General features: G+C 46.5%; 10 protein-coding genes and 3 riboswitches. Of the genes, 3 read left to right on the top strand and 7 right to left on the bottom strand.

Translation table 11 applies throughout. From position 1 onward, the window contains the following. The first annotated feature begins 168 nt into the window (after nt 1-168). Together AC1DWN_RS03305 and AC1DWN_RS03300 are read left to right on the top strand one after the other, a co-directional pair. Nucleotides 169-702 carry a YceI family protein gene (locus AC1DWN_RS03305; RefSeq protein WP_477557515.1) on the top strand — a complete coding sequence of 178 codons (534 nt, stop codon included), beginning with the start codon at nt 169-171 and terminating at the stop codon, nt 700-702. A gap of 168 nt (nt 703-870) precedes the next feature. Then, nucleotides 871-2,925: a GTP-binding protein gene (locus tag AC1DWN_RS03300; protein ID WP_477557514.1), complete on the top strand. Its 2,055-nt coding sequence runs from the start codon at nt 871-873 to the stop codon at nt 2,923-2,925. 2 nt (nt 2,926-2,927) lie between these two features. On the opposite strand, the gene AC1DWN_RS03295 is transcribed toward AC1DWN_RS03300, so the two are convergent. The 7 genes from AC1DWN_RS03295 to AC1DWN_RS03265 all read right to left on the bottom strand — a co-directional run bounded on the left by AC1DWN_RS03295 (nt 2,928) and on the right by AC1DWN_RS03265 (nt 10,912). Further along, on the bottom strand, nt 2,928-3,326 hold the full coding sequence (locus AC1DWN_RS03295; protein ID WP_477557513.1) for a ribosomal maturation YjgA family protein: 399 nt from the start codon (nt 3,324-3,326) through the stop codon (nt 2,928-2,930). A 136-nt stretch (nt 3,327-3,462) separates the two neighbouring features. After that, nucleotides 3,463-5,805 (bottom strand): histidine kinase, encoded by a 2,343-nt coding sequence (locus AC1DWN_RS03290; protein ID WP_477557512.1) that lies wholly within the window; start codon nt 5,803-5,805, stop codon nt 3,463-3,465. 73 nt (nt 5,806-5,878) lie between these two features. Next, nucleotides 5,879-6,484: a potassium-transporting ATPase subunit KdpC gene (gene kdpC, locus AC1DWN_RS03285; protein ID WP_477557511.1), complete on the bottom strand. Its 606-nt coding sequence runs from the start codon at nt 6,482-6,484 to the stop codon at nt 5,879-5,881. Nucleotides 6,485-6,512: 28 nt separating this feature from the next. Next, entirely contained in the window at nt 6,513-8,543 is a 2,031-nt protein-coding gene (gene kdpB / locus AC1DWN_RS03280) for a potassium-transporting ATPase subunit KdpB (RefSeq protein WP_477557510.1), read from the bottom strand. A gap of 19 nt (nt 8,544-8,562) precedes the next feature. Continuing rightward, entirely contained in the window at nt 8,563-10,242 is a 1,680-nt protein-coding gene (kdpA, locus tag AC1DWN_RS03275) for a potassium-transporting ATPase subunit KdpA (protein WP_477557509.1), read from the bottom strand. Nucleotides 10,243-10,281: 39 nt separating this feature from the next. Further along, nucleotides 10,282-10,359, bottom strand: a complete 78-nt coding sequence (locus tag AC1DWN_RS03270; protein ID WP_477557535.1) for a potassium-transporting ATPase subunit F — start codon at nt 10,357-10,359, stop codon at nt 10,282-10,284. 145 nt (nt 10,360-10,504) lie between these two features. Further along, on the bottom strand, nt 10,505-10,912 hold the full coding sequence (locus tag AC1DWN_RS03265; RefSeq protein ID WP_477557508.1) for a hypothetical protein: 408 nt from the start codon (nt 10,910-10,912) through the stop codon (nt 10,505-10,507). A gap of 121 nt (nt 10,913-11,033) precedes the next feature. Further along, nucleotides 11,034-11,224, bottom strand: a riboswitch (cyclic di-AMP (ydaO/yuaA leader). A 133-nt stretch (nt 11,225-11,357) separates the two neighbouring features. Beyond that, a riboswitch (cyclic di-AMP (ydaO/yuaA leader) is annotated at nt 11,358-11,555 on the bottom strand. A 459-nt stretch (nt 11,556-12,014) separates the two neighbouring features. Further along, a riboswitch (cyclic di-AMP (ydaO/yuaA leader) is annotated at nt 12,015-12,190 on the top strand. A gap of 118 nt (nt 12,191-12,308) precedes the next feature. Here AC1DWN_RS03265 and AC1DWN_RS03260 point away from each other — a divergent pair. Then, nucleotides 12,309-12,767, top strand: a complete 459-nt coding sequence (locus AC1DWN_RS03260; RefSeq protein WP_477557507.1) for a hypothetical protein — start codon at nt 12,309-12,311, stop codon at nt 12,765-12,767. Nucleotides 12,768-12,790 lie beyond the last annotated feature (23 nt).

Raw genomic sequence — 12,790 nt, 5'->3', positions numbered from 1 at the left:
GGTCTTTTTTTTTCTGAGTATAATCACCCATCTAAAATTTGTTAAAAATCTAATTGACAAAATTAAGGTCATACCATAAAATAGATACATACACTACTTAAGTTAGTACATTATAAATAGTTAGTAACTAATAAATCGAAAATAAACATTAATTTGGAGGAATTTAAAATGGCTAAATCACAATGGATGGTTGATACAGCACACAGCAGCCTAGACTTTACGGTTAAGCATATGATGATCGCAAAGGTAAAAGGTACGTTTGAGAAATTTGAGGCTAATATTATTGCTGATGCACATGATATGACCTCCGCTGAAATTGCTATCAGTATGGATCTAGACAGCGTAAACACTCGTAATAGTGACCGTGATGCGCATTTGCGCTCCGCAGACTTTTTTGACATTGAGAAGTTTCCTACTCTTGCTTTCAAAGCGACAGCAATAACTAAAACAGATGATGGTGAATATTCCATTGTCGGCGACGTGACCCTACATGGCGTAACACGCTCCGAGAAGTTTGCGGCAACGTTCGAAGGTTCGGGTAAAGATCCTTGGGGCAATGAAAAAATCGGATTTAGCGCAATTGGCAGCCTCAAACGCAGTGACTACGGCTTAACTTATAACGCAGCACTTGAAACAGGCGGCGTATTGGTAGGCGACGAAGTGAAAATTTCGATTGAAATCGAAGCGACGCAGCAAGCTTAATTGATAAATAGCAGGTTAAATAAACGGTTTACTGGGCAAACGCCTGGTGGACCGTTTTTTTTATTTTCGGGTTCTAACAAGTAGACGCTTCGTATGATAGCGCTTGCCGTAATAAGTAAATGAGAGGTAGGATTAAGGGACGAACAGCAAGCAGGGGAGAAGTGAAGCATGGTAATGAAGGAACCACTACATATACGGAATATTGGCATCTTTGCGCATGTCGATGCGGGAAAGACGACAACGACGGAGCAGATATTGTTTCACAGCGGCCGGATTCGCTCACTTGGCAGTGTGGATGCCGGAACAGCGCAGACGGACTGGTTAGAAGTGGAACGAGCACGCGGTATTTCGGTGCGGGCGGCAGCTACTAGGTTCACGTGGCAGGGGGTTACGGTTAATCTTGTGGATACACCTGGGCATGTCGATTTTCTATCGGAGGTTGAGCGTTCACTACGTGTGATGGATGGTGCAGTGTTGATTATATCCGCGGTTGAGGGTGTTCAGGCTCAGACGGAAGTTATCTGGCATGCACTGCGTGAGCGGAAGATTCCTACATTAATCTATGTGAACAAAATGGATCGAATAGGTGCGGACCCCGAGCAAACGTTGAAGCAAATTCAGCATTTACTATCACGGCAAGCAGCGCCGGTGCAGGTGCCAATTGGCATAGAGGACAGCTTCGGAGGAGCGCTAAGTTTGTTGGATGATAAAAACGGCACGCTTCAGTCACTCCATGGCGAAGCTCAGAATCTCGGAATGGAACGAGCAGGAGCTGCTTCAGCCGCTGCAGCGGGATATGTGCAGCAGCTTGAGGAGGTAGTTGCAGAGTTGGATGAGACATTAATGCTGCACTATCTAGACAATGGCACACTGCCAAAAGCGGAATTGAAGCGAATGCTGCCAGTGTTAACGAGAAGTGCAGATTTATTTCCCATATTGTTCGGGGCATCAAACAAAGGAATGGGCATCGAGCCTTTAATGGAGGCGATGATTGCACTTTTGCCAGCGCCGGCTGTGGTGCAAGTCGACCAAGTATCGGGGGTCGTCTTTCGTATTGAACGTGATCCGGCTATGGGACGAATCGCGTATGTGCGCTTGTACAGCGGGGTTATCCGCAATCGGGATTCGGTTTATAATGCAACGCAGCAGATCGATGAGAAAGTCACGCAAATTCGCAAGATCGATGGACAGAAGTCCGAAGATGTAGGCGTGCTGACAGCCGGCGATATCGCCGCCGTATGCGGTTGGAATCAGGCGCGTATAGGAGATATTGTTGGATGCGCTGATTTTGTACCCGGAGAGACGCGGATGGCCGTTCCGCTGCTGACGGTGCAGGTGCGCTGGAGCAACGAGGCAGAGTATCCGGCAGTCGTGGCGGCGCTTCATGAGCTGGCGGATGAAGACCCGCTGCTCGGCTTGCAGTGGCTCCAAGACCAGCGGGAGCTGCATGTGAAGGTGATGGGTCCTATTCAGATCGAAGTGCTGACACATGTACTGCTCAGCCGCTTTGGCTTGAAGGCCGTCTTCGGCTCTCCTTCTGTTATTTATAAGGAAACGCCGGCGCAAGCCGGGGAAGGCTTTATTGCTTACACCATGCCGAAGCCCTGCTGGGCCATATTACGGTTTAAGATTGAACCGGCTGAGCGTGGTAGTGGCATCAGCTATGAGTCACTGGTTCGTTCAGAACGGCTGCTCGACAGCTACCAGAATGAAGTGGCGAGACGCGTCCCAGAAGCACTACAGCAAGGCTTGCTAGGCTGGGAAGTGACGGATTTGAAGGTGACGCTTGTTGAAGGAGAACATCATGTGTGGCATACGCATCCGCTGGATTTCGCGGTGGCTACCCCGATGGGCATTATGGATGGGTTGTCGCGGATAGGCGTTCAGCTGCTTGAGCCGATGCTCACCTTCCGACTGTCGGTGCCTGAAGAGACCGGCGGTAAGCTGATGAATGAGCTTGTTATGATGCGAGGGGAGTTTGATACACCGATTGTTCGTAATGAGCGCATGGAAATCGAAGGGACGATGCCCGTAGCAACGTCGCTTGAATTCCCTGCTCGATTCGGTTCATTGACGAAAGGGCGAGGCGCATTAGCCACCTTCTTCGCCGGTTATCGTGAATGCCCGCCTGATGTGCAGGTGGAGAGAGTACGAACAGGGGTTAATCCGCTCGATCAATCCAAATATATTTTATCTGTACGCAAGGCACTTACAGGCTTGTAGCACTAGGTTTGCGTTGTGCGATCCATGAGATGATTGATATACCTATCTATTAAATAGGCACACAACACGCCCAAGCTATATCGAATTAAATCCACGTATAAAAAGCCATAGCCTAACACCAAGCCGCCTATTGCAGTATTTCGAATGGCGTTAATCCAATCTGCTTGATACAGCTGGCTGCATTCAATGGTAAAGCAGAATAGAAGGCTAAATCCAACTGACCAATATAGTTTTTTATGGGCGAGCAGCATGCGAGTGCCAAAATAAATCATACTCGCCCATAACGCATCCCCGAAGTTGTCGACAACAAAAACTGGCAACGCCTCAGTAAATATTCTTGTACTCATTCCTAATAGGATAACGACAATGACTGCGATCAGATAAATAAGTCTGGCTCTCAAATGAATCCTCCTTTAGGGCAACCTCTTACCTTCTAAAAATATAGGAAAGTATATCATTTTGCGATACTTTCTCTATATTTCTCCGGAATGAAACGCGCCGCCGCCATAAGGACGGTGACAGCCGTTTCACCTTGGTTCAACCTTTTCCGGAGTATTCCTGCGTTGTTTGGCTCGAGAGACCGAAATCTGCAATAACATGCAAGTCCATATGCCTTGCTAATCGAAGAAGCCTTCTCACGAGAGAGCTCCTGCATACATTTTTCCAGAACGAATACTTCGTCTGTCCGATTATGATTTGGGTCGTTTTATATTCATTGGCCTTCCTTATTAAGACTTCAGGAATCTGTTTCCTGCGGTCGGTTTTCAGTACTTCGAATGATCCGCCGAGACGGTCTGTCAATTTGCGAATGACTTCTAGGCGCTGTGTTGTTTCTTCTGTCTCCGTCGTACCGAGCTGTACGGATACTACATACCACGGAGCCTTTAGCCTATAGGCTGTTCGGAAACCTCTGCGAATCAATCTTTCCGCATGCTGCGAGCTGTCCACGCAAACATAAATGACTTCTTTTCTGCGCCATGGACCACGAAGCGAGTTTTTGTTCGCCCATGCTTCTAGCCTTTCATCTACATCGTCAGCGATTTCTCGTAACGCCAGTTCCCGAAGTGCAATCAAATTTCCCGTTTTAAAAAAGTTTCCTAGTGATTGATCGATTTTATCTGCGGCGTAAATTTTTCCCGAACGCATACGCTGCTGGAGTGATTGCGGGGTAACGTCGATCAATTGCACTTCGTCCGCTAACCGTAAAATATAATCAGGCACAGTCTCCCGAACCCGCACACCTGTAATTTGTTCGACCGCATCATTTAAGCTTTCCACATGCTGCACATTCATGGTGGAAATGACGGATATGCCCGCAGCCAAAATTTCTAGAACATCCTCGTACCGCTTTTTGTTTTTGCTCTCTGGAATGTTGGTATGCGCCAGCTCGTCGACAAGGACGACATCGGGACAAAGCCTTATAATTTCCTCGGTGTCCATTTCTTCTAAGCGCGTGCCGCGATAATCGATTACTTTTCTCGGAATAGTGTCCAGCGCTCCGACCTGAGCCAACGTCTCTAGTCGGCCATGCGTCTCAAGCAGGYCGATTGCGACGTTCATTCCTTTCTTCTGCAAATCGTTTCCATCACGCAGCATGGTATATGTTTTTCCAACGCCGGGAGCTGCACCGACATATATTTTGAATTGGCCGCGTTTGATTTGTTGGATTTTCCGCTCTAATTGCTGTGGACTTAAACGCCGGAATGGCTCAGTTTTGTCATCCGGCTTCGATAGTCTGGCAGGTAGAATGCGTTCCCCTTCATGATCAGCGCGGTCGGCAACGACGAAGATATCGATATTTCTCGTTTTGTTTAAAATGTCCTGCACAATAGAACCCTGCCAGAACTCTTGCCAACGTGTTTGTTTAGAATGCCCAATTACGATGCGCGTTACGTTATTTTCCAAGGCGAATTGCACAAGAACATCCGGAAGAGTTTTGCGAGACGGTAATGGAAGTTCTGTAAACTCGCCCCCAACCTTTTCAACCAGCTTAATAATCGAGTGCTTTAAGGTGGCTGCTTCCCGAGTTAATTCCGTTTTTGGATTAATAAAAGTGGTCACAAGCAAATCGCCGTTCAGACGTTTCGCCATTTGTTGTCCTCTTCGTACGTAGATGGAGCCGTTCCAATGATATTGGGCAGAGACTAGAATCCGCTCAGATGCGCCGGACGGTCCAATCAGTCCTAATTGCTCTCTGTATTTTGCTAACGAATCATTTACGCCCTCTGCAACCAAACGGAGTGAAAGCTCGCGGAGTACGGCGAGATTGCCTCGTTTGAAAAAATTACCGTCTCGCACATTTCCTTCAGCCGCCCGATTTAACAGCGTTTCAGGTGTAGCATCAATGAGAACGACCTCGTCAGCTCCTTCTAAAGTATCCGAAGGGACGGTATTCTCCGCCTCAATGCCCACTAGCTTTTTCACTAATTCCTTCGCGCCATCCAGCTCGTATACATTAACGGTTGTAATGATACTGATTCCGTAGCTGATCAGATGACGAATATCCTCCAGCCGCGTAGCGAACAGGGCACCTTCACGGTTGCAATGGGCTAGATCATCTACAAGCACAACTTCAGGATTCCGCGCAATGAGAGCATCCAAATTCAAATCTTTTTTTTCCTTGCCGTTCTTATACCAATGAATACTTGGAACCCGCTCTAGGCTGCCCACCTGTTCCAAAGTTTCAGGACGCTGCATCGTGGATACCGCACAGATCACGACATCGATTCCCTGCGTGTGAAGGATACAACCTTCCCGAAGCATGTGATAGGTTTTACCAGAGCCGCTAATTGCTCCGATATAGACCTTCAGCCGACCGCTGTGAAGCTTCGATATAGACAATAATATTTCTTCAGGTGACTTTCGTTTAAAGCTCTCCATTGAAGCTCCTCCTATCATGAGCGAAAGAAAAAGTCTGAAGAGGACACGCCTCTCCGGACTTTACGGCCTTACTTTATTTTGTCCATTCTTTCAAAGCCAAGTTCAGCAGTAACACATTCACACGCGGTTCGCCAAACACTCCGAGATCGCGGCCTTCCGTATATGTTTCGACCAGTTTATTCAACTCGCCTTCGGAAATGCCGATCAGCTTGCTAATGCGGGGCACCTGTACGTATGCCGATTCGGGAGTGATATGAGGATCAAGCCCCGAGCCCGAGTTGGTAATAAGAGCGATAGGAAGCTTGCTTACCGGAACATCTGGATTATTCGTCTTCCATTCTGCGATGGAATCCTGCGTACGCTTCAACATATCTGGATTAGAAGGTCCATAGTTATTCGTGCCGGAGGCTTCTGCTTTATAATCGATGCTGGAAACCCTGCCTTGGAAAAAGCTCGGATCTGTAAACTTCTGTCCGATCAGCTCAGATCCAACAATAAAACCATCGCTGTTCTTGATTAAACTGCCGTTTGCATTGGCAGGCATCAACACCTGGGCGACACCCGTACTAACGAGCGGATAAACAATGCCGCATAGGACGAAAAATACGAGACTGATTCGAATCACAACGCCAAAGGACAAGCGGGCCGTTTCCGACCCGTTATTAACTGCTTTACTCATTTTATTTCATCCCTCTCCTTATTTCTTACTAAATCCAAATTTGAACGATAAGGTCAATAAGCTTAATGCCAACGAACGGAACAACGACACCGCCAAGTCCATAAAGGAGCAGATTGCGCTGCAATAGCTTTGTGGAACTCATCGGCTTGTATTTAACGCCTCTCATCGCAAGCGGGATAAGAAGAGGAATAATAATTGCGTTAAAAATCAGCGCAGACAGGATAGCCGAATACGGTGAACCGAGCTTCATGATGTTGAGAGCTTCCATCTGCGGGATAGCTAGCATAAACATGGCCGGTATGATGGCAAAATACTTCGCCACGTCATTCGCGATACTGAATGTTGTCAAAGCGCCACGTGTCATGAGCAGCTGCTTGCCGATGGCTACAACTTCAATGATTTTTGATGGATCTGAGTCCAAATCAATCATGTTGGCAGCTTCCTTAGCCGCCACAGTACCGCTGTTCATTGCAATACCTACATCAGCTTGAGCGAGCGCTGGAGCGTCGTTTGTGCCGTCGCCAGTCATTGCTACTAGCTTGCCTTCGGCTTGTTCCCTGCGAATGACAGCAATTTTATCCTCTGGCGTGCTCTCTGCGATGAACTCATCGACTCCTGCTTCACGAGCGATCGTTGCTGCTGTTAGCGGATTATCGCCTGTACACATAATCGTTTTGATGCCCATTTTACGGAGCTGTTCAAAACGCTCTTTCATGCCTGGCTTTACGGTATCCTTCAAATAAATCAATCCAAATATTTGATTATCGACTGCAACTGCAAGCGGTGTACCGCCTACTGATGCGATGGCGTCACTTTTGGAGCTCAAATCCGCTGGAATGGTGCCGCCTTGCGAGACCACCCATTTTTTTACTGCATCAACAGCGCCTTTACGAACTTTACGACCATCCTTCAAATCGATGCCGCTCATGCGAGTTTCAGCTTTAAACTCGATGAATTGTCCGCCTTCAGCAAGCGGAAGGTTGAAATTTAACCCTTTCTTGCTCATAAGTTCCAGTACGGAGCGTCCTTCAGGCGTTTCATCTTTTAGGGAGCTGACTGCTGCCCATTCGCCTAACGTGCCAACATTCATCTCACTAACGGGTATGAATTCACTCGCCATCCGGTTACCGAATGTAATCGTACCTGTTTTATCCAAAATCATCGTATTAATATCGCCTGAAGCCTCGACCGCTTTACCCGACATAGCCAACACATTAAACTGCGTAACACGATCCATTCCGGCAATCCCGATGGCTGACAGCAGCCCGCCGATTGTTGTTGGAATGAGACAAACGAGCAAGGAAATCAATACGGGAATTTCCAATTCAATCTCTAAATAGCGGGCAGTGGGTGCAAGTGTTACGACAACAATGAGAAAAATCAGTGTAAGGCTCGTGAGCAGCGTGTTCAGCGCAAGCTCATTCGGCGTTTTCTGACGCTTCGCGCCTTCTACTAGGCTGATCATCCGATCGATAAACGACTCACCAGGATCACTTGTGATTTTAACCTTGATCTTATCACTTACAACACGGGTACCGCCCGTTACGGAGCTGAAATCGCCGCCTGATTCTTTGATAACTGGAGCGGATTCACCCGTAATGGCTGATTCATCAACGGATGCTAGACCTTCAATAACTTCTCCATCCCCTGGGATCATTTCGCCTTGTACAACGACAACGATGTCGCCTTTGCGCAGCTCGGTGGAAGGCATTTGCTTAACAACGCCGTTCACGATTTTGTTTGCCATAATTTCTTTTTTCGACCGCTTCAAGGAGTCAGCTTGCGCTTTTCCTCGGCCCTCTGCAAGTGCTTCTGCAAAGTTCGCAAACAGGAGGGTGAAGAGCAGAATGAGAAACACGGTTAAATTGAAGCCGATACTGTCCTCTGTTCCGAAATACCCGGGGAATAGTGTCATTAAAAGCACGACCAATGTTCCGATTTCGACTACAAACATGACTGGATTTTTCATCATCGTGACAGGGCTCAGCTTTACAAAGCTATCTTTAGCCGCATTTTTCATAATATCGGCAGTTAATATGTTTTTTCTATTCGAATTCATGAGTAAAGTTCCCCTTCCCTTAACGGATCGTCAAATATTCGGCAATTGGTCCGAGAACAATAGCCGGAAAGAATGTAAGGGACCCGATAATTAACACGGTTCCTACCAGAATGCCTGTAAACAAGTGGTTATCCGTACGGAACGTACCGATCGTCTCTGGAACCCATTGTTTGCGCTGAAGAGAAGCGGCAACAGCCAGCATGGCGATCATTGAAATGTAGCGTCCGAATAGCATGACGAGTCCGGTGGAAATGTTCCAAAACGGTGTATTATCACCGAGTCCTTCGAATCCCGATCCGTTGTTTGCCGCAGAAGAGGTATACTCATACAGCACTTGCGTTACGCCATGGTACGAAGGATTCGTAATGGCTACTGTTCCCAAATCGGTAGCTAATGCGAGCGCCGTTGGTGCTAGGATGATGAACGGATGGACCAAAATCACAATCGCGATCAATTTCATTTCGCGAGCTTCGATCTTCCGTCCGAGAAATTCTGGTGTCCTTCCGACCATCAAACCAGCAAGGAATACAGCCAGAACCGCGTACATCAGCATGTTAATCAAACCAACGCCCTTGCCGCCGAACACGTTGTTGAGCATCATTAGTGCTAGAGGTGTAATGCTGCCAAGCGGCGTCTGCGTGTCATGCATATTGTTGACACTGCCTGTTGTCGCTGCTGTGGTTACGGTTGTGAACAGACTGGATTGGGCTAAACCGAAACGAACCTCTTTTCCTTCCATGCTTCCTTGGGAGGCATCGATGCCGAGCTCGTTCATAACAGGGTTGCCCTTGGTCTCGGAGAAATAATTGAGAGACAAGAAAGCAAGAAACAAAATCATCATGGCCGAGAAAATAACCCAGCCCTGCTTGCGGTTTTTGGCAAATAATCCGAACGTATACGGCAATGCAGCCGCTAAGCACCACATCGATAAAATATTGATTACATTAGTAAGCGGGTTTGGATTTTCAAATGGATGTGCGGAGTTAACTCCGAAAAACCCTCCACCGTTTGTTCCTAAATGCTTAATCGATTCAAGTGAAGCGACCGGACCGATTGCTATTTGCTGCTCTGCACCTTCTAAAGTCGTTACCTTTAATGTAGAATCGAGCGTTTGCGGAACCTGCAGCGCCACAAGCGCTAACATGACGATGAACGCAAGCGGTAAAAATACACGAACATTCGCTTTTACAAAATCTTGAAAGAAGTTTCCGATCGTTCCGCCCTTGCTCGTAATGGCTCTTACGAATGCAATGGCTACACACAAGCCTGTAGCGGCGGAGGTGAACATCAGCATCGTAATAACAGCCATTTGCGAGAAGTAGGACAAGCCGGTTTCTCCGCTGTAATGCTGAAGATTTGTATTCGTCATAAAGCTAATAATGGTATTGAATGATAGCGTCTGTTCCATGTTGTCGATACCATTCGGGTTAAAGGGCAGAAACTTCTGCATCCGTAATATAAAATAACCGAAGGCGACGAGTGCAATGTTCGTAATAATGAAGCTAAGTGCATAAACTTTCCAAGTCATTCCCTTGCGATCTTTTAAACCGAGCAGCCAATAAATAGGGCGTTCTGCAAAAGAGAACCATTTATCCGTCCGGTTTTCTTCGTTTGAGAATACGTGAAACAAATAGGTGCCCAAAGGTTTAACGAGCAGCACCAATATGATAATAACGATAGCAATTTGAAAAATGCCCATGTTTTACATATCCTCCTCAGAGAGCTTTGTTGAAAAAAGTTAAAATTTCTCTGGGTTAATTAAGGCGTAACCCAAATATACAAAGATAAGCACCGTAAAAATGTAGACGATGATCATTTTCGTTCGCCTCCCGAATCCTGAATAACGCGTTCGCACCAAAATAAAAATGCGGAAAATAACCCAAAGGTCGCGGCTAGAATCAATACCATGTACACATCCAACATGTACGTTCACTCCCCGTATTTTCGATTATTGAATTCCATCATTCCATTAGCATTCTGCCAAGAAACGATACCTCGCTGCTCGTGGTATAGATGATATAATTGGCCCCCACAGCTTTATAAATCATACGAGGGTTATTCGTGTGTGTAATGACGTAAATCGGTTTAGACGTCCATTTCCTGCAGAGCTGAATATATCGGCAGCATAGGGTAAAGCTTCTTTCGAATAGGAACACTTTCCCTACAGAGAAATCGGGCACAGTCCAAGTGTTTATATCTTTCGTATCTACCATCAGAATCCGCTTCACTCCAAGCAATTCCATTCTTCGCTTTTCTTCGGAGTTGTTCACGATTGCGGCGACAGGAAATCCTTGAGCGATTAGGTGACGAATGAAGCCTTCGCCTGTATGGTTCGGTGCAGATACAAGGATGTATTCTGGTTCTATCATTTCGATTCTCCTCCTGGTTAGTTGAAGAGAAGACAACAAAAAAGAAGCCTGCTAGAAGAGGAACTCTTCTCGCGGCTTCTGAAGGCACAGGAAATAAATCCGTGACTTTCGCACGATAGTCGTTGCCTCTCTCGATACGCTTGCGAGGTTAGCTGTCGGATTCGGGCGTGAGAGTCGCCCTACCTATGTACAAGTAGCTTGCACATAAGATTCACCCCATGCGCCGGATACGTTGTCCCGCTCGGACTTCGATGATCACGGCTGCTGTTGGTTCCCCCGTTCCTTTGTTCAAGGATTCAGCGATAAAGATGCATGGTGAAACATATTTTCTATATTTTAAAAAACCACAGCCTTTACGCCCTGTGGTCGTAGCTTCCGATTACAAGCTTCATCATCCTCTCTCTCCAAAACAACACTTATCAAATGAATGAATCCTCATTTATAGATGCTGCCTATACCACGCTTACGAGGTTAGCTGACGGATTCGGGCGGTGAGAGTCGCCCTACCCAGTCCTCAGGAATGAACTGCATTCCTGTGACCGGGATTCACCCCAAGCATCACACCAGAACAGCTCTCACACCGTCCGTGCAACACTTTCATGTGGTTCCCCCGTTTTTCTTTATAGATAAGGATTTATAAGTATTCACTTATAAACGTACTTATCTATCACCGCGAAACGAAAGCTTTTGCCGTAGAAGACGGCGACAGCCGTTTACGCTTGTGAAAATTAAGCGTTCTAAGAAGGAAACGTTGTATGAATCCTGAGATGAATCATACGCCTGACAAAAATTTCTGTAAAGAATAACTATGATTCAAATTTTACAATAAACGGCACTTAGAGGGATCTTATAACCATCACACCCCCTATATACTCCGTGTAGCTAGTATTATCTCGGTATCTCTTGCTTATTGCAAAATAGTCAGCTTGAAGAAGCAATATGGCAGATAATAAAGGCATGATGTAGATTGATGCGCTTTCATCGACTAAATTGGTGGAATTATAACCAAGGAATGCTCAAATTGGGGTTTACATTTTTATACCGCCGGAGTAATATTCAGTTCAATACCATACTGATTCAAATAAGGATGGGCATCTGCTGCTTATCCAAAACGCATAAATCCCGAATAGGGATGCGGGGGATCCAAACGAAGGTATTCGTAAGCTAGAATCCCTCATGGGGTGAATCCTGTAAGGCATGCTGAAAGCATGTCGCAGGTAGGGCGCTCGCAAGCCCGAATCCGTCAGCTAACCTCGTAAGCGTATTGTGAGAGAACCGTTACCCGTACTTTCTTCGCATGATGATGCGAAAGAAGCCCGTGTRCAGATTTCTCTGCTCACGGGCTTTTTAGTGTGCTATCTTCTATTAAACTTATGAAGAAAGAAGAGTGGTAGTATTGAATATCACTAAACCTCTGCCGGTTGTACATAGCGACTACTTGAAGAACTGTAGGGTTGGCTTAATGGAGATTTATCGGTTTGATTGCAAGCTCCTTGAGAAGCAGATGCCCGAAATCACCAGTGGATGCAATTGCGGTATACTCAAAATCGCAAGCGGCAGCATTAATGGCTGGAGTGAATATATACTTCCATGTGAGAAGAGAAATGCGGATTTGGTCCAGTGGGCGTCCGTTTTCAACCATCTCAAAGGCCTCTCGGTACCCGACGCGCTTATGTTTGCTCAATCTCATGCAGAGGCGTGGGGGCAGGATAGAACGGATCTTGTCAAATCTGCTCTTTCAGACTTAGCGGACAAGCTGTACACGAGAACTCTATTTCAGGAACCGATTTCGGATGATGAGATGTTGGATCGTTCCTATTTGATTGATCTATCTCAATCCTATTATGCTTTTTAAGCAATAGAAAAGAAGGGCCGACA

Source organism: Paenibacillus sp. P4_A7 (assembly GCF_056402455.1).
This window is presented reverse-complemented; position numbering and strand designations above follow the sequence as displayed.

Bases quoted from the DNA above. Each gene is read 5' to 3' on its own strand.
- kdpC (WP_477557511.1), bottom strand. From the start codon at position 6,484: ATGAGTAAAGCAGTTAATAACGGGTCGGAAACGGCCCGCTTGTCCTTT.
- AC1DWN_RS03270 (WP_477557535.1), bottom strand. From the start codon at position 10,359: ATGATCATCGTCTACATTTTTACGGTGCTTATCTTTGTATATTTGGGT.
- kdpA (WP_477557509.1), bottom strand. From the start codon at position 10,242: ATGGGCATTTTTCAAATTGCTATCGTTATTATCATATTGGTGCTGCTC.
- AC1DWN_RS03265 (WP_477557508.1), bottom strand. From the start codon at position 10,912: ATGATAGAACCAGAATACATCCTTGTATCTGCACCGAACCATACAGGC.
- AC1DWN_RS03300 (WP_477557514.1), top strand. From the start codon at position 871: ATGGTAATGAAGGAACCACTACATATACGGAATATTGGCATCTTTGCG.
- AC1DWN_RS03305 (WP_477557515.1), top strand. From the start codon at position 169: ATGGCTAAATCACAATGGATGGTTGATACAGCACACAGCAGCCTAGAC.
- kdpB (WP_477557510.1), bottom strand. From the start codon at position 8,543: ATGAATTCGAATAGAAAAAACATATTAACTGCCGATATTATGAAAAAT.